Origin of the sequence: Pseudomonas sp. FP597, assembly GCF_030687435.1 — a bacterium.
GTDB lineage: Bacteria > Pseudomonadota > Gammaproteobacteria > Pseudomonadales > Pseudomonadaceae > Aquipseudomonas > Aquipseudomonas lactucae.
Map to the genome: position 1 here is coordinate 6,284,709 of NZ_CP117432.1, position 16,836 is coordinate 6,301,544.

The following is a 16,836-nucleotide window of genomic DNA, read 5'->3' on the forward strand; positions in this document are numbered from 1 at the left end:
AGCAGCATCACCTGGCTGAATGGCGGTAGACTGGTTCCCTTTCCTTAAGGAGCCTGCCATGAGCGAGCCGACCGATATCGATAACGACGAAGAAGAATTCACCGAAACCACGCTGATCGAAGCGATCGAAAACCAGATTGAAAGCGACAACCCGCCCGCCGCCAAGGCCACGTTCAACAAACTGACCCTGGTGGGCTACGAGCGTGAAGATATCTTGCAACTGATGGCCCATGTGCTCGCGGTAGAGATCGATGCGCTGCTGGAAGAGGACCGCGCCTTCAATACCGAATGGTATGAAACAGCACTGCGTGCCCTGCCGGAGTTGCCGCCCGAAAAGCAATAAATCCAACACGCTGCAACACACTGGACAGTTCGGCAAAGTGCGTTCACCTTATGGCCTGCTAGCCTCTAATAAATTTTAGAAAGTCTGGAGTCCTTATGTCGTATACCCCTGAGTTGGTTGCCGAACTGGAAATCCTCGCACTCTTCAATCTGGACAGCTCCCAGGAAGGTCTGAAAGTCCACCAGACCGCCGCTGCCACTGCCATCGCCGCTGCCAAGCGTCTTTTTGACAAAGAACTGATTACCCAACCCGATGGTGGATACCTGACCAGTCTTGGTCGGGATGCAGCTCAACACACCCAAAGCCTGCTGACGATTCTGAACACAACGAAAAAAGAAGCCGCCTGATACCGAATACCGCCCATGGAGTCCGCCCGGTGCGGATTCCGAGGGCGTTGCTGTGTTCGTGAGAAAATTCTGACGTCAAACGCTGTTTCTCTCTAAAACTCCTACGCCACTGACTGTAAACTCCTACACGGCCGCCCACGTCGGGCCCTGCGAGCCGCCGAGTTCGACATGACCCGCACCCATGAAATCCGCCCCGACCTGGACGAAGGCATCGACCGCAAGGTGCTGGCCCAATTGCGTGCGCGTTTCATGGCCCTCAATGAAGGCCGCATGGCGAGGGCCATCGAGGGGCTGACGCCGCGTCAACAAAGTGTGCTGACGCTGCTGCCGCTGTTCTTCCACGTCAATCACCCGCTGTTGCCGGGTTATGTGTCAGGCAGCACGCCGGCCGGCCTGTCCAACTTCGAACCCGACACCCAGGCCCTCACCGAAGCCCAGCGCCTGACCCGTTCGTTCTCTTACAAGCCGCGCCCGAGCAACCAGCCCAGGCCGATCCATGGCCTGTTCCTGATGGGCAGCCTCGGTACGCTGGCCCAGGCCGACCAGAGCGATATGGACGTGTGGGTGTGTCACGCTCCCGACCTGGGCGAAAACGAACTGGCCGAACTGCGCAAAAAATGCCAATTGCTCGAAGCCTGGGCCCTGAGCATGGGCGCCGAGGCTCACTTCTTTCTGATCGAGCCGACGCGCTTTGTACTGGGCGAGCGCGACACCCAACTGAGCTCCGACGACTGCGGCACCACCCAGCATTACCTGTTGCTGGATGAGTTCTACCGCACCGCCATCTGGCTGGCCGGACGCACGCCGATCTGGTGGTTGGTGCCCGTGTACGAAGAACGCCGGTACGCCGAATTCATCCATACGCTGCTTTCCAAGCGGTTTATCCGCGCCGATGAAACCCTCGATCTCGGCCACTTGGCGCATATCCCGGCAGGCGAATTCATTGGCGCCGGGCTGTGGCAATTGTTCAAGGGCATCGAATCGCCCTACAAGTCGGTGCTCAAACTGCTGTTGACCGAGGTCTACGCCAGCGAACACCCGAACGTGCACTGCCTGAGTCTGCGCTTCAAACGGGCGGTGTTCGCCAACCAGATGGACCTGGATGAGCTGGACCCGTACATCGTGGTGTACCGCCGCATCGAGGAATACCTCAAGGCGCGCAACGAGCCGGAACGCCTGGAACTGGTGCGCAGGGCGCTGTACCTGAAGGTCAACCGCAAACTCAGCGCCGGCCAGCGCACCAGCAGCTGGCAGCGTTTGCTATTGGAACGACTGGCCCAGGAATGGGGCTGGGACCCGCGTCAACTGGCCCTGCTGGACAGCCGCAGTCAATGGAAAGTGCGCCAGGTCGCCTCCGAACGCCGCGCCCTGGTCACCGAGCTGAACTACAGCTATCGCTTCCTGACCCAGTTCGCCCGCGCCGAACAGAGTGTGAGCCTGATCAACAAGCGCGACCTCAACGTACTGGGCCGACGCCTGTACGCAGCATTTGAACGCAAGGCCGGCAAAGTCGAGTTCCTCAACCCGGGCATCGCTCCGGACCTGGCCGAAGACACCCTGACCCTGGTGCAGTCGCCCAACCGCAAGGAGCCCGGCCAGCACCACTGGGGCCTGTACAACGGCAACCTCACCGCCTTGGAGTGGGAGCACTTCGCGCCGATCAAGCGCAGCCGCGACCTGCTGGAAATGCTGACCTGGTGCCATCGCAACGGCGTGATCGACAGCAGCACACGCCTGGCGCTGCATCCCGGCACCAGCGACATGACCGAATTCGAGCTGTTTAACCTGCTGGGAAGCCTGCAACAGACCATCGCCCTGCCCCTGGCCAGCGTCGATGAAGTCAGCCTGCTGCGCTCGGCGGTGCCCGAGGAAGTGCTGTTGCTGATCAACGTCGGCGTCGACCCGCTCAAGCACCACCGTGACCTGAACATCCTGATGACCACCGAGCGCACCGACTCTCTGAGTTACGCCGGCGTGCGCGAAAACCTGGTACTGACCCTGGACCAGGTCACACTCAATAGCTGGAACGAAGTGATGGTCAGCCGTTACGACGGCCCGCACGCCTTGCTCGACTGCCTGCGCGATTACCTCAATCAATTGCCGTCTGACCACCTGCCGCGGTTGCGGGTGCGCTGCTTCTGTCACAACCGTGCGCAGTTTATTGCCCAACGCGTGGAAGAAATCTTCGACACCGCGCAGCACCTGCTGCTGGGTCAGTCCAACCACCGCTATCTGCTGCAAGTGCAGCAGCATTATCACGTGATGGAATTGATACCGGGCCAGGCCACCCATGTGTCACTGGCGACCCAGGACGCATTGATCGCCTACCTCAGCGAAGAGTTGGCCAGCTACAGCCCGCTGCACTTGGACACCATGGCCCTGGAAGACCACGACCTGGCACTGTTGCTGCCCATGGGCATGCCTGATTGTGTGCAGGTGTTCTACCGGGTCAACGAAGGTTTCGCCGAGCTGTATGTGCTCGATGAGTTCAACGCGCTCTGGCAGCAGCGCCTGCCGTTTCATGATGAGCAGAGCCTGTTGGCGCCGTTGCAGCGCTTCCTGCAATCGATCATTTATCGCCGTGACGCACTGTCGCCGCTGGACCCGCAAGAGCCCCTGGGTGCGGTACAGATCCAGTATTACCAACTGTTGCCGTCCGGCAGCAATCGCGCACGCAGCATCGAAACTCGACCGGCACCGCAAAATCCCACGAACAGACCGTTTTACGACGTGCAGGCGATTATCAGCAAGGCGGCGCCCGGCCAGGTGGGCATTACGCTGTACTGCAATCAACGGGAATTTTCCGAACTGGAATTTGGCGACCAGCTCTTTGCCGTGGTCGCCCGGGAGATCATCGGGCAGCGTCGGGAAACCGAGCGCTACCGCGGCTACATCACCGACCTCGACCTGTCGGGCCTGCTCGGTGATGTGCAAAGCCCAAGCAATCTGTACCTGCGTTACAAGGCCGAACTGGAGCTGTCGCTCAATGAGGCGTTGAGCCAGATTTAGAGCACGAAGGCGCCGCCGTCTTTAGGCTGGCCTTCAACGCTGAGCAGCTCAAGCTTGAGGGTCTTGCCACCGGGTGCCGGCCAGTCGATGTGCTGGCCCACTTGCAGGCCGAGCAACGCGCTGCCCACTGGCGCCAGGATCGAGATCTTGCCTTCGTCGGCGTTGGCGTCTTTCGGGTAGACCAGGGTGAGGTGGTAATCCTTGCCACTGCCTTGCTCACGGCAATGCACACTGGAATTCATGGTCACGACCGTTGCAGGCACTTCATCGTGGCCAACCACGGCATCTGCGCGATCGAGTTCAGCTTGCAGCGCAGTAACGCCCGGCTGCGTCTCGCCCATACGGTCGATCAGTTGCTCAAGACGCTGCACATCAAGACGGGTGAGGATGATGGAAGGTGCGGTCATGATTCAGGCAGACTCCTTTTTTCTGCACAAAAAAGCAAAACCCCGCCAGGAAAAGGCGGGGTTCTCACGGGCCTCGATGAGTTGAGGCGTACCCGGACACTACCACAGCGTCACAAATAAACAAGACGGCCTCAGGCGTGTGCCCTGCGCTGCTCGGCCTGGGCGCAGATCACTCGGCGCCGGGCATCGTCGGCGGAGCGCCATTCACGGATGTCTTCGACATGCCGGAAGCAGCCGAGGCAGACTTTTTGCTCATCCAGCCGACACAAACTGATACAAGGTGACGGCACCGCCGGGCTGACGTTGCTGAACAGCGGCTTGGGCGGGCGTACGGGTGCAGGCTGGGTCACGTTCAGATCTCGTCGAAGTCCAGCTCAACGCCGGCTTGTTGCAGGACCAGGCGTGTGAGCATCTCACCCAACAGCTCTTCGCTTTTATCGCACTGCCATTTACCGCTTTCTTCGTCGTAGTCGAAGTGAATACCGCCGGAACGCGCTGCCAGCCACAGCTGACGCAGTGGTTCCTGACGACTGAAGATCAGTTGGGTACCATTTTCGAACTTGACGGTCAGCACACCGGCGGAGCTTTCCAGATCGATATCCAAGTCGCTCTCGTCGAAAATATCTTCCAGCGACTGCTGTGTCGCATCCACCAGGTCGTGAAAACGCGCTTCGGTCAAACTCATTGTGGCAACCTCAAAAGTGTCTGGTTTTGCTCAAGCGCCGCACGATACGGGCGAGCTTCGCCGATTGCAAAGGATACCGATTCCATCGCGATTGGCGGTACGAAATCCCCCCAACCACCGTAGTCCGATTCCCGACCATCTCGGCAAACCCCCGCCGGACGGGTATTTCAGCGCATAGGCAAGCTGGCGGGTGGTCGGTATACTCGGGCGCAATTAATGCATATTCAAGGATTTCGCCATGAAGCGCCTGATCTCTTCCCTTGCTGCGCTCGTCGCGGTCGCTTGCCTCGTTAGTGCCTGTGGTCAAAAAGGTCCGCTGTATCTACCCGACGACAGCAAAGACCCGAATGACCAGGCGCAATCGTCGCAAAAGCCAACCAAAGCGCATAAGCACGACACCTTCGAATAAGGGAACTCCATGGACGCTTTTAACTACCGGGACGGCGAGCTGTTCGCGGAAGGCGTGGCGCTGTCCGCGATTGCCCAGCGCTTTGGCACCCCGACCTATGTGTACTCCCGTGCGCACATCGAAGCGCAGTATCGCTCGTTCACCGACGCGCTGAATGGCATACCGCACCTGGTGTGCTACGCGGTCAAGGCCAACTCCAACCTGGGCGTCCTCAATGTCCTGGCGCGCCTCGGCGCCGGTTTCGACATCGTGTCCCGTGGCGAGCTGGAACGTGTGCTGGCCGCCGGCGGCCAGGCTGACAAGATCGTATTCTCCGGCGTCGGCAAGACCCGCGACGACATGCGTCGCGCCCTCGAAGTCGGCGTGCACTGCTTCAACATCGAGTCCACCGACGAACTGGAACGGCTGCAAGTGGTGGCCGCCGAGATGGGCGTTCGCGCGCCGATCTCCCTGCGCGTCAACCCGGACGTCGATGCGGGCACCCACCCGTACATTTCCACCGGTCTCAAAGAGAACAAGTTCGGCATCGCCATTGCCGACGCCGAGGACGTGTACATCCGCGCCGCGCAGCTGCCAAACCTGGAAGTCCTGGGTGTCGACTGCCATATCGGCTCGCAACTGACCACCCTGCCGCCCTTCATTGATGCTCTCGACCGCCTGCTGGCGTTGACCGACCGCCTCGGCGACTGTGGTATTTACCTGCAACACATCGACCTCGGTGGTGGCGTGGGCGTGCAGTATCGCGACGAAGAACCGCCGCTGATTGCCGACTATATCCAGGCCGTGCGCGAGCGCATCGAAGGCCGTGACCTGACGCTAATGTTCGAGCCGGGCCGCTATATCGTCGCCAACGCCGGTGTGCTGCTGACTCAGGTCGAGTACCTCAAGCATACCGAGTACAAGGATTTCGCCATCGTCGACGCGGCGATGAACGACCTGATCCGCCCGGCGCTGTACCAGGCCTGGATGAATGTCACCGCCGTGACGCCTCGCGCAAGCGTTGCCCGCGCCTACGACATCGTCGGCCCGATCTGCGAAACCGGCGACTTCCTGGCCAAGGACCGTCAGTTGGCCCTGGAAGAAGGCGACCTGCTGGCCGTGCATTCGGCCGGCGCCTACGGGTTTGTCATGAGCTCCAACTACAACACCCGCGGACGTGCCGCCGAGGTGCTGGTGGACGGTGATCAAGCATTTGAAGTGCGTCGCCGCGAGACGGTAGCCGAGTTGTATGCTGGCGAAAGCCTGCTGCCGGAGTAAGCCATGCTGCTGCGTTTTACCAAGATGCACGGGCTGGGCAATGATTTCATGGTTCTCGACCTGGTCAGCCAGCACGCGCACATCACGCCCAAACACGCCAAACAGTGGGGCGACCGCCACACTGGCGTTGGTTTTGACCAATTGCTGCTGGTCGAAGCGCCGACCAACCCGGAGGTGGATTTCCGTTACCGGATCTTCAACTCCGACGGTTCCGAAGTGGAGCAGTGCGGCAACGGTGCGCGCTGCTTTGCGCGCTTTGTGCTGGACAAGCGCCTGACCGCCAAGCGGCAGATTCGCGTCGAAACCAAGAGCGGCGTGATCGAACTGGACATCCGCAACGACGGCCAGATCAGCGTCAACATGGGCGCGCCGCGCCTGGTGCCGGCGGATATTCCGTTCCAGGCCAGCGAACAGGCCGCCAGTTACGCGCTGGACGTGGAAGGTCAGTCGGTCGACATCGCCGCCGTGTCCATGGGCAACCCCCACGCGGTACTGCGGGTCAACGACATCAACAACGCGCCCGTGCATGAATTGGGGCCGAAGATAGAACACCACCCGCGCTTTCCGGCGCGGGTCAATGTGGGTTTCATGCAGGTAATCGACCGTTCCCGCGCGCAATTGCGTGTATGGGAACGCGGCGCCGGCGAAACCCAGGCCTGCGGCACCGGTGCTTGCGCCGCTGCCGTGGCCGCGATCAGCCAGGGGTGGATGGATTCGCCACTGCTGATCGACCTGCCCGGCGGACGGTTGTCCATCGAATGGGCAGGCCCTGGCCACCCGGTGCTGATGACCGGGCCGGCCTCGCGTGTATACGAAGGACAGGTCCGTCTATGAGTGAGCCAAGCCAATGACCGATAAGCCTCAAGTACCCGCCCAAGCATCCCCAAGTGAAAGTCTGGAGGCCGCTGCAGTCGCGGCGTACCTTGAGGCCAATCCGGACTTCTTTGTGGAGCACGAAGAACTGCTGCCGGCGCTGCGTATCCCCCATCAGCGCGGCGACACCGTGTCGCTGGTGGAGCGGCAGATGAAGATCCTGCGCGAGCGCAATATTGAAATGCGCCACAAGCTCTCGCACCTGATGGACGTTGCCCGTGACAACGACCGTCTGTTTGAAAAAACCCGTCGCCTGATTCTGACCCTGATGGACGCCACCAGCCTGGAAGAAACGGTCATCGCCGTGGAAGACAGTCTGCGCCAGGACTTCCAGGTGCCGTTTGTCAGCCTGATCCTGTTCAGCGACAACCCGATGCCGGTGGGTCGCTGGGTCAGCGGCGGCGACGCGCAGACCGCCATTGGCGGCCTGTTGTCCGAGGGCAAGACCATCAGCGGCACCTTGCGTGAGCATGAACTGGACTTCCTGTTTGGCGCCGAACAGCGCAAACAGATCGGCTCCACCGCCGTGGTCGCTCTCAGCCATCAGGGCCTGCACGGCGTACTGGCCATTGCCAGCCGTGACCCGCAACACTACAAGAGCTCGGTGGGCACCCTGTTCCTGACCTATATCGCCGAAGTGCTGGGCCGCGTGTTGCCGCGCTTCACCACCGCCCTGCGCGCGGTGCGCTAGCCATGGAACGGCAACTGGACGCTTACTGCGCTCACCTGCGCAACGAGCGCCAGGTGTCGCCCCATACGCTGGAGGCTTACCGGCGGGACTTGAACAAAGTGCTGGCCTATTGCGAAAAACAGCAGGTCAGCAGCTGGAAATCCCTGGATATCCAGGCCCTGCGCAGCCTGATCGCACGCCTGCACCAGCAGGGTCAATCCTCGCGCAGCCTGTCGCGGCTGCTGTCGGCGGTGCGCGGGCTCTATCACTATCTCAATCGCGAAGGTCTGTGCGACCACGACCCGGCCAATGGCCTGTCGCCGCCCAAGGGCGAGCGACGCCTGCCCAAGACCCTGGACACCGACCGCGCCCTGCAATTGCTCGATGGCGCAGTGGAAGACGACTTCCTCGCCCATCGCGACCAGGCGATCCTGGAACTGTTCTATTCCTCGGGTCTGCGCCTGTCGGAACTGACCGGCCTGAACCTGGATCAACTGGACCTGGCGGACGGCCTGGTGCAAGTGCTCGGCAAAGGCAGCAAGACCCGCGTGCTGCCCGTCGGCAGAAAGGCCCGCGAAGCACTGCAATTATGGTTGCCGCTGCGCGCACTGGCCAACCCGCAGGACGATGCGGTATTTATCAGCCAGCAAGGCCGGCGCCTGGGACCTCGGGCGATTCAGGTACGGGTCAAGGCCGCCGGCGAGCGCGAACTGGGGCAGAACCTGCACCCGCATATGCTGCGCCACTCCTTCGCCAGCCATCTGCTGGAATCCTCCCAGGACCTGCGCGCCGTGCAGGAGCTGCTCGGCCACGCCGATATCAAGACCACGCAGATCTACACCCATCTGGACTTCCAACACCTGGCAACGGTTTACGACAGTGCCCATCCACGGGCCAAACGCATCAAGGACAGCGACTCATGAGTATCAAGCTGATCACCTTCGACCTGGACGACACACTCTGGGACAACGTGCCGGTCATCATCAGCGCTGAAGCGTCGATGCGCGAATGGCTGGCGACCCATGCCGCCAAAGTGGGCGACTTGCCCCTGGAGCATTTCGCCAGCCTGCGCCAGCAGGTGTTGCAACGTCACCCCGAGCTGAAACACCGCATCAGCCTGCTGCGTCACCGAGTACTGATACACGCCTTTGAAGAGGCGGGTTATCCGCAGCCTGAAGCCACCGAGATGGCGGATGTGTGTTTTGAGGCGTTCATTCATGCACGTCACCAGCTCACCGTATTCCCCGAAGCCGAGCCGATGTTGCGAGCGCTGCGCCAGCACTTCCTGCTGGGGGTGATCACCAACGGCAATGCGGACGTGCAGCGTGTCGGCCTGGCGGACTACTTTCACTTTGCCTTGCGTGCAGAAGACATCGGCATCGCCAAGCCGGATGCACGCTTGTTTCAAGAAGCGTTGCAGCGGGGTGGCGTGGACGCAAGCGCTGCGGTGCACGTGGGCGACCACCCTGGGGATGACATCGCCGGCGCACAGCAGGCCGGGCTTCGCGCGGTGTGGTTCAACCCGACCGGTAAGGCCTGGGATGCGGATAAGCGCCCGGATGCGCAGATTCGTAGCCTGACGGAGTTACCCCCGTTACTTCGTGGTTGGAACTGACATGGCAATCTCGCGGCGAAAATAGCTTATTGCGCCCATGAAAAAGCCCGCAGCGACGGCGGGCTTTTCTTATAAGCAGGTGACTGACCTCAGATAGGTCGGCTACCGTATTTGTTATCCGGTTTCTTGGGCGGGTCCGCCACCACATTGGGCTCGACCTCGACCACTTTGCCGCCTTTGGCAAGAAACTCTTCCATCGCGCGGGCAAGGGCATCGCGCTCTTTGTTCTTGGCTTCAACGCTCGGCAATTCGTCTACCGAAACAGCGGCCTTGGCCTTGCCTTTGGCCTTGGGCGCGGCGTCATCGCCGACACTTTCATCAACGTCTTCCGCAACGTCTTCCGCCGCCACTTCAAGACCTTCTTCGGTGTCGTCGTCACCTACTTCGAGGTCGTCGTTTTCCAGATCATCGTCGCTCATGTTCTACCTCATGACTTGCGAAAAGCAGATTAGTTATAGCCCAGCTTTATCCTCTGTCGAGTTCGCCGGAAAAAAATCAATGTCCACCGGATATCCAGCGGCCTATGCCTCATCACCGTGCAAGGTGGCGAGGACTTTACGCGCACCGCCATGATCACGGTGTTCGCCCAGATAAACACCTTGCCAGGTCCCCATCGCCAAGCGGCCGGCCTGCACCGGCAAACTCAGCTGGCACCCCAGGAGACTGGCCTTGAAATGCGCCGGCAGATCATCCGGACCTTCGTCGTTGTGTTCGAACCCTGCCCGGCCTTGCGGCACCAGCGAGTTGAAAAACCGCTCGAAGTCACGGCGAACCGCCGGGTCGGCATTCTCGTTGACGCTCAACGAGGCCGAAGTGTGCTGCAACCACAGGTGCAACAGGCCCACACGACACGCCTTCAATTCAGGCAAGCCGGCAAGCAACTCATCGGTTACCAGGTGAAAGCCCCGAGGCTTGGCCCGCAGGGTGATCAGGGTCTGTTGCCACATACAGTTCTCCGCCCATCGGCGCGCATTCTAGCGCGCTCTGGGAAAAAACAAAGTGTCGAATACGCCTACATGCCTGTAAGACATTCGCACGCTTGAAAGTGCCGCACGCGTCCCAACACAAACTTTGCGTAAAAACCGACACAGCTTGTTAAGACTGACAAACGCCAGGCAAAAAAATGCCCGGCAAGCCGGGCATCTTTTTTGCGCTTATTTACAAGTTGTAGCCACGCTCGTTGTGTTGTGCCAGGTCGAGGCCGACCGCCTCTTCCTCTTCGGTGACACGCAGGCCCATGACCGCGTCCAGCACCTTGAGGATGATGAAGGTCACGATCGCCGTGTAGATCACAGTGAAGCCGACGCCTTTGCACTGGATCCAGACTTGAGCTGCCACGTCCGTCACGGTGCCGAAGCCACCCAGGGCCGGAGCCGCGAACACGCCGGTGAGGATGGCGCCCAGGATACCGCCGATACCGTGAACACCGAAGGCGTCCAAGGAATCGTCATAGCCCAGTTTGCGTTTGAGGGTCGTTGCGCAGAAGAAGCACACCACACCCGCCGCCAGGCCAATGATCAGCGCGCCCATCGGGCCCACAGTACCGGCTGCCGGCGTAATCGCCACAAGGCCCGCCACTACACCCGAGGCGATGCCCAGTGCGCTTGGCTTACCGTGGGTGACCCACTCGGCGAACATCCAACCCAGCGCAGCGGCTGCGGTGGCGATCTGGGTTACCAGCATCGCCATACCGGCCGTACCGTTGGCCGCAGCAGCGGAACCGGCGTTGAAGCCGAACCAGCCGACCCACAGCATCGCCGCGCCTACCAGGGTGTAACCCAGGTTGTGAGGCGCCATGGGTGTGGTCGGAAAGCCTTTACGCTTGCCGAGCACCAGGCATGCCACCAGGCCAGCCACACCGGCGTTGATGTGCACGACGGTGCCGCCAGCGAAGTCCAACACGCCCCAGTCACCCAGCAACGAACCCGGACCGCCCCAGACCATGTGGGCAATCGGTGCGTAGACCAGGGTGAACCAGACCCCCATGAAGATCAGCATTGCAGAGAACTTCATGCGTTCGGCGAAGGCACCGACGATCAGCGCCGGGGTAATGATCGCAAACGTCATCTGAAAGGTGACGAAGACCGCCTCGGGGAACAGCGCCGCAGGGCCAGTGATACTGGCCGGGGTCACGCCCGACAGGAACAATTTGGACAGGCCGCCCACGAACGAGTTGAAGTTGACGACGCCTGCTTCCATCCCGGTGGTGTCGAACGCCATGCTGTAGCCGTAGACGAACCACAGGATGGTGATCAACCCGGTGATGGCGAAGCATTGCATCATCACCGAAAGAATGTTTTTGGAACGCACCATGCCGCCGTAGAACAGCGCCAGGCCGGGAATGGTCATGAACAGCACCAGCGCAGTGGACGTGAGCATCCACGCAGTGTCGCCAGAGTTGAGGACTGGAGCAGCCACTTCGTCTGCCGCCATGGCCAGGCTTGGCATTACGATGGACAACAGGGCTCCGAGCCCTGCGAATTTACGCAGAGTCATATTGTTTTCTCCTGGGGCGTTGGGGTTTGGCGGCTTAGATTGCGTCGGTATCGGTTTCGCCGGTACGGATGCGAATCGCCTGTTCCAGATTGACCACGAAGATCTTGCCGTCACCGATCTTGCCGGTGTTGGCGGCCTTGGTTATCGCCTCGATAACCCGGTCAAGATCCTTGTCGTCAATCGCGACATCAATCTTCACCTTCGGCAGGAAATCGACGACGTATTCCGCGCCGCGATACAGCTCGGTGTGACCCTTCTGCCGACCGAAGCCCTTGACCTCAGTAACGGTAATGCCCTGCACGCCGATCTCGGACAACGACTCGCGTACATCGTCCAACTTGAACGGCTTGATGATGGCAGTGACTAGCTTCATGAAAACTCTCTCCCGAATTGGTGGACTTGCCCCAGGAAAACAAACCCGTCTCAAGTCTAAGCGCAGTGCCTGGCTTTGTAACGCATCGTCGCAAGAGCAATCGCCGTTGCGACGCCAGCGAACCACTGGTGACGAAACCTGTACCCCTGATCCGTCGGCGCACTGCATTCGTCACAGCGACTGCATCAGTGCATGGGTCATGATCGTCTAAGCAGAAACCTTGCCAGCTCCGTAAAACTCACTGAAATCAGTCCGTTGCCTGCTTAACCCCACCTGCGGGGCTGTTTGGCGGCTGCAATGCGCACGAAAACAGTGCGCCAGCGCCCGGCCTTATGCGCGAAAAGCGTGCGTCGCAGGCCGTAAAAAGACTATAGACGCTGCGTGATACACTGCCGGCCAACAGTTTTCCGGAATATTTCCCATGCTCGCGCCCAAAGACCTCCTCGACGCCCTGAGCGGCCACGCCTCTCGCCTGTTCAGTGGCGACACCTCGCTGCCCCGCAACGAAATCGAAAGCCAATTCAAGGCATTGCTGCAAAGTGGTTTCAGCAAGCTCGACCTGGTTAGCCGGGAAGAATTCGACAGCCAGATGGTGGTGCTGGCCCGCACCCGTGCGCGGCTGGAGAGCCTGGAAGCGAAAGTCGCGGAGTTGGAAGCGCGGTTGACGCCACCCGCTGAATAAACGCAATCAGTGTGGGAGGGGCGGTGGATACGTTCTGTAAAACCTCTTCGCCTCGCTCTCCCCCACCTCGTCTACCCTTGAAAAACCCGCAGGAAGCGGCCGCCCATTTCAAGGAACGAGCATGTCCCTCGCCATTGTTCACAGCCGCGCCCAGGTCGGCGTCGAAGCCCCCGCCGTCACCGTTGAAGTACACATGGCCAATGGGTTGCCGTCCCTGACATTGGTGGGCCTGCCCGAAACCGCCGTCAAGGAGAGCAAAGACCGCGTGCGCAGCGCCATCCTCAACTCCGCGCTGCAATATCCCGCGCGCCGCATCACCCTCAACCTCGCGCCCGCCGACCTGCCCAAGGACGGTGGGCGTTTTGATTTGGCGATAGCCCTGGGGATCCTGGCGGCCAGTGTGCAGGTCCCGGCGTTGATGCTCGACGAGGTGGAATGCCTAGGGGAATTGGCGTTGTCCGGTGAGGTACGCGCGGTGAAAGGCGTGTTGCCGGCCGCGTTGGCGGCGCGCAAGGCCGGACGCACCGTGATAGTGCCACGGGCAAATGCCGAGGAGGCCTGCCTGGCTTGCGGATTGAAGGTCATTGCAGTGGATCACCTGTTGCAGGTGGTGGCGCACCTGAATGGGCACGTGCCGATAGAGCCCTACAAATCCGATGGCTTGCTGTATCTGAACAAGCCCTACCCGGACCTGAGCGAAGTGCAGGGCCAGCTCGCCGCCAAGCGTGCATTGCTGATCGCCGCGGCGGGTGCGCACAACCTGCTGTTCAGCGGGCCGCCGGGTACCGGCAAGACCTTGCTCGCCAGCCGCCTGCCGGGTTTGCTACCGCCGCTGAGCGAACAGGAGGCCCTGGAGGTGGCGGCGATCCAGTCTGTGGTCAGCCTGGCGCCACTTTGCCATTGGCCGCACCGGCCGTTTCGTCAACCCCACCATTCAGCATCAGGCCCCGCATTGGTGGGCAGCGGCTCGAAACCGCAGCCAGGGGAAATTACCCTGGCTCACCACGGGGTGTTGTTCCTGGATGAGCTACCGGAGTTCGATCGCAAAGTGCTGGAGGTATTGCGCGAGCCATTGGAGTCAGGACACATCGTGATTTCCCGTGCTAGGGACCGAGTGAGTTTCCCGGCGCGTTTCCAACTGGTGGCAGCCATGAATCCCTGCCCTTGCGGTTATATGGGCGAGCCCAGTGGGCGCTGTCGCTGCACGCCGGAGCAGATCCAGCGGTATCGGAACAAGCTCTCCGGGCCGTTGCTGGACCGGATCGACCTGCACCTCACCGTTGCGCGAGAAACGACCGCGCTGAACCCAACCCAGAAAACCGGTGACACAACGGCAACGGCCTCCGCCCAGGTGGCCAGGGCTCGCGACCGCCAGCAACAGCGCCAGGGCTGCGCCAATGCGTTCCTTGATCTGCCGGGGCTGCGTGAGCACTGCCAACTGCTGAAAGTCGACGAAGGCTGGCTGGAGAGCGCCTGCGAGCGACTGACGTTGTCACTGCGCGCGGCGCACCGATTGCTGAAGGTGGCACGCACCCTGGCAGATCTGGATCAGGCGGACGCGATCACCCGTGACCACTTGAAAGAGGCCCTGCAATATCGGCCAGCCGCAGTCACTTGAGTCTGACGCAGATCCAGATGCGGAAGGGGCGGTGCGACGATTCAATTTGCTCCCGATAGCCTTGCACCTGAACTCAGCGGAACCGATCTACTTCATGGCGCAAGCCCGACGCCAGCGTCTCCAGCTCCTTGGCGGTAATCGCCAAATTCGATACCACTTCACGCTGCTCGCTGTTGGCCAGCGCGATGCTCTGCAAGTTGCTGCTGAGCAAGGTCGCGGTGCTGCTCTGCTCCTGCGTCGCCGTGGTAATCGCCGCGAACTGCTGACCGGCCGAGCGGCTTTGCTCGTCGATGCGGGCCAGGGCCGAGGCCACGTCGGCATTGCGCGACAGGCCTTCCTGCATCAGCGCGTTGCCGTGCTCCATGGTGCTGATGGCGTTACCGGTTTCCTTCTGGATGCTCTGGATCATGCCGGAGATTTCATCAGTGGCTTCGCGGGTACGCGATGCCAGGTTACGCACTTCGTCGGCCACCACGGCAAACCCACGGCCCTGCTCACCGGCGCGGGCGGCTTCGATGGCGGCGTTGAGCGCCAGCAGGTTGGTTTGTTCGGCAATGGAGGTGATCACCCCGACGATACCGCCGATTTCCTGGGAGCGTTGACCCAAGGTGTTGATCACGGTGGCGGTACTGTTCAGGGCGGTGGCGATGTGTTCCAGGGACGACGACGCCTCTTGCATCGAGTTGCGCCCGATTCGGGTTTGTTGAGCGTTTTCCTGGGCCAGGCGCTCGGTGGCGCCCATGTTGTCGGCAATATTCAGCGAAGTGGCGCTGAACTCTTCCACTGCGCCAGCCATGCTGGTGATCTCGCCGGACTGCTGCTCCATGCCTTCATAGGCCCCACCGGACAAACCTGACAAAGCCTGGGCACGACTATTGACCTCTTCAGCAGCCTTGCGAATATGCGACACCATGGTCGACAGCGCCTCACCCATCTGGTTGAAGCTGCGCGCCAGCTGGCCAATTTCGTCATGGCTGGACACATTGAGACGTGCGCTCAGGTCGCCAGCGCCCAAGGCTTCAGCCTGGCGTACCAGGTCACTCAGCGGCTGCAACTTGCTGCGCAGCAGCCAGACCGTAGCGCCTACCGCCAGCAGCATCGCCAGCACACTGCCGATCACCAGGCGAATGCCGACCGCCCAGGTAACCGCGCGGATTTCGGCTTTCGGCATGCTCGCAACCACGGCCCAGGGGCCACCGTCAAAAGGTACCGAAACGCTGTAGAAGTCTTCGTTCCTGTCGCTCCAGAAGCGGCCTTTACCTGGGGTCTTGGCCAGGTCCAGCATCACCGGCACCGCCTGATCCAGTGCCTGCACACCCGCCGGTGGCACCAGCCAGCGCTTTTGCTCGTCGAGCAGCGCCAGGGAACCGGTCTGGCCAATGCGGAAGCGCTTGAGGTTTTCGAACTGAGCGGCCTGGGCATCGGTGTAGTCAAAACCGATAAACAGCACGGCAATCACTTTACCGCCGGCATCGCGAACGGGGCTGTATTGGGTCATATACGAGCGGTCGAACAACACCGCGCGTCCGATATACGCCTGGCCGCCGAGCACACGCTGGTAAGCCGGCCCCTGGCGGTCCAGCACGGTGCCGATGGCGCGGCTACCGTCCTGCTTGGTCAGGGACGTGCTCACACGGATAAAGTCATCGCCGCTGCGCACAAAGACCGTCGCCACGCCGCCCGACATCTGCTTGAACTCGTCGACCTCCGTGAAGTTGTTGTTGAGCACTTCGCTACCCAACAACAGGCTCGGGGTCTGAACACCCGCCACCGTGATCGACTTATCGGTCTGCACGCTCAACCCGGCGCTGAAACGCTTTTCAAACAGCCCCGTCAGGCGTTGGGTGCTCTCGCGCAACGTGCTATGAAAGGTGTTGAGCTGATCGGCGAGCAGGCGTGCCTCGCTGGCCAGATGTTCCTCACGGGTATCGAGGTTGGCGGCGTCGAGGGAACGCAGGGCGAAAACCGTACTGCCGCCAATGGCGACAGCCAGAATCACGGCTAATGCGAGACCTAACTGGGAGGCGATCCGGGCGCGAGGTTGAGACATGA

Annotated in this window: 19 protein-coding genes; 11 read left to right on the plus strand and 8 right to left on the minus strand. The window is 61.1% G+C overall.

What is annotated here, in order from left to right; translation table 11 throughout:
• Positions 1 to 58 precede the first annotated feature (58 nt).
• The 3 genes from PSH66_RS28930 (at position 59) to PSH66_RS28940 (ending at position 3,699) form a co-directional block, all read left to right on the plus strand.
• Entirely contained in the window at positions 59 to 343 is a 285-nt protein-coding gene (locus tag PSH66_RS28930; protein WP_003176864.1) for a hypothetical protein, read from the plus strand.
• Between the two features lie 95 nt (positions 344 to 438).
• Positions 439 to 690 carry a TIGR02647 family protein gene (locus PSH66_RS28935; RefSeq protein WP_003176865.1) on the plus strand — a complete coding sequence of 84 codons (252 nt, stop codon included), beginning with the start codon at positions 439 to 441 and terminating at the stop codon, positions 688 to 690.
• Between the two features lie 168 nt (positions 691 to 858).
• Positions 859 to 3,699 carry a class I adenylate cyclase gene (locus PSH66_RS28940; RefSeq protein WP_305428088.1) on the plus strand — a complete coding sequence of 947 codons (2,841 nt, stop codon included), beginning with the start codon at positions 859 to 861 and terminating at the stop codon, positions 3,697 to 3,699.
• Here PSH66_RS28940 and rnk read toward each other — a convergent pair.
• The 3 genes from rnk to cyaY form a co-directional block, all read right to left on the minus strand.
• A complete protein-coding gene (rnk, locus tag PSH66_RS28945; protein WP_305428089.1) occupies positions 3,696 to 4,106 on the minus strand; it encodes a nucleoside diphosphate kinase regulator in 411 nt (136 codons plus the stop codon). The genes PSH66_RS28940 and rnk overlap by 4 nt on opposite strands.
• Before the next feature lie 131 nt (positions 4,107 to 4,237).
• Entirely contained in the window at positions 4,238 to 4,456 is a 219-nt protein-coding gene (locus PSH66_RS28950; protein ID WP_003176868.1) for a DUF1289 domain-containing protein, read from the minus strand.
• A gap of 2 nt (positions 4,457 to 4,458) precedes the next feature.
• Positions 4,459 to 4,791 carry an iron donor protein CyaY gene (gene cyaY, locus PSH66_RS28955; RefSeq protein WP_141062868.1) on the minus strand — a complete coding sequence of 111 codons (333 nt, stop codon included), beginning with the start codon at positions 4,789 to 4,791 and terminating at the stop codon, positions 4,459 to 4,461.
• A 238-nt stretch (positions 4,792 to 5,029) separates the two neighbouring features.
• Between cyaY and PSH66_RS28960 the strand changes: the two genes are divergently transcribed.
• Genes PSH66_RS28960 through PSH66_RS28985 form a run of 6 tightly spaced genes read left to right on the plus strand, consistent with a single transcriptional unit; the run spans position 5,030 to position 9,615 of the window.
• Positions 5,030 to 5,200, plus strand: coding sequence for a lipoprotein (locus PSH66_RS28960; RefSeq protein ID WP_003176870.1), 171 nt, complete (start codon positions 5,030 to 5,032; stop codon positions 5,198 to 5,200).
• Positions 5,201 to 5,209: 9 nt separating this feature from the next.
• On the plus strand, positions 5,210 to 6,457 hold the full coding sequence (gene lysA, locus PSH66_RS28965) for a diaminopimelate decarboxylase (RefSeq protein WP_003176871.1): 1,248 nt from the start codon (positions 5,210 to 5,212) through the stop codon (positions 6,455 to 6,457).
• Between the two features lie 3 nt (positions 6,458 to 6,460).
• Positions 6,461 to 7,291, plus strand: coding sequence for a diaminopimelate epimerase (gene dapF / locus PSH66_RS28970; RefSeq protein ID WP_003176872.1), 831 nt, complete (start codon positions 6,461 to 6,463; stop codon positions 7,289 to 7,291).
• A gap of 13 nt (positions 7,292 to 7,304) precedes the next feature.
• Positions 7,305 to 8,021, plus strand: coding sequence for a DUF484 family protein (locus PSH66_RS28975; RefSeq protein WP_003176874.1), 717 nt, complete (start codon positions 7,305 to 7,307; stop codon positions 8,019 to 8,021).
• Positions 8,022 to 8,023: 2 nt separating this feature from the next.
• Positions 8,024 to 8,923 (plus strand): tyrosine recombinase XerC, encoded by a 900-nt coding sequence (xerC, locus tag PSH66_RS28980; protein ID WP_305428090.1) that lies wholly within the window; start codon positions 8,024 to 8,026, stop codon positions 8,921 to 8,923.
• Positions 8,920 to 9,615, plus strand: coding sequence for an HAD family hydrolase (locus tag PSH66_RS28985; protein WP_003176876.1), 696 nt, complete (start codon positions 8,920 to 8,922; stop codon positions 9,613 to 9,615). The genes xerC and PSH66_RS28985 overlap by 4 nt, the downstream gene beginning before the upstream one ends.
• 89 nt (positions 9,616 to 9,704) lie before the next feature.
• Here PSH66_RS28985 and sutA read toward each other — a convergent pair whose 3' ends face one another.
• The 4 genes from sutA to glnK all read right to left on the minus strand — a co-directional run bounded on the left by sutA (position 9,705) and on the right by glnK (position 12,484).
• Complete coding sequence (gene sutA, locus PSH66_RS28990) at positions 9,705 to 10,034, minus strand: transcriptional regulator SutA (protein ID WP_305428091.1); 330 nt, start codon at positions 10,032 to 10,034, stop codon at positions 9,705 to 9,707.
• 102 nt (positions 10,035 to 10,136) lie between these two features.
• On the minus strand, positions 10,137 to 10,562 hold the full coding sequence (locus PSH66_RS28995) for a secondary thiamine-phosphate synthase enzyme YjbQ (protein ID WP_003176879.1): 426 nt from the start codon (positions 10,560 to 10,562) through the stop codon (positions 10,137 to 10,139).
• A gap of 211 nt (positions 10,563 to 10,773) precedes the next feature.
• Complete coding sequence (locus PSH66_RS29000; RefSeq protein WP_003176880.1) at positions 10,774 to 12,111, minus strand: ammonium transporter; 1,338 nt, start codon at positions 12,109 to 12,111, stop codon at positions 10,774 to 10,776.
• 34 nt (positions 12,112 to 12,145) lie between these two features.
• The gene (gene glnK, locus PSH66_RS29005; protein ID WP_002555808.1) at positions 12,146 to 12,484 is read right to left on the minus strand and encodes a P-II family nitrogen regulator; all 339 of its coding nucleotides are present in this window, start codon (positions 12,482 to 12,484) and stop codon (positions 12,146 to 12,148) included.
• A 421-nt stretch (positions 12,485 to 12,905) separates the two neighbouring features.
• Here glnK and PSH66_RS29010 point away from each other — a divergent pair, with 421 nt between their 5' ends.
• Positions 12,906 to 13,166 carry an accessory factor UbiK family protein gene (locus PSH66_RS29010; protein WP_141062866.1) on the plus strand — a complete coding sequence of 87 codons (261 nt, stop codon included), beginning with the start codon at positions 12,906 to 12,908 and terminating at the stop codon, positions 13,164 to 13,166.
• 121 nt (positions 13,167 to 13,287) lie between these two features.
• Positions 13,288 to 14,784, plus strand: coding sequence for a YifB family Mg chelatase-like AAA ATPase (locus tag PSH66_RS29015; protein WP_305428092.1), 1,497 nt, complete (start codon positions 13,288 to 13,290; stop codon positions 14,782 to 14,784).
• A gap of 73 nt (positions 14,785 to 14,857) precedes the next feature.
• Here the strand turns inward: PSH66_RS29015 and PSH66_RS29020 are convergent, their stop codons facing one another.
• Entirely contained in the window at positions 14,858 to 16,834 is a 1,977-nt protein-coding gene (locus PSH66_RS29020) for a methyl-accepting chemotaxis protein (protein ID WP_003176885.1), read from the minus strand.
• Positions 16,835 to 16,836: the final 2 nt, after the last annotated feature.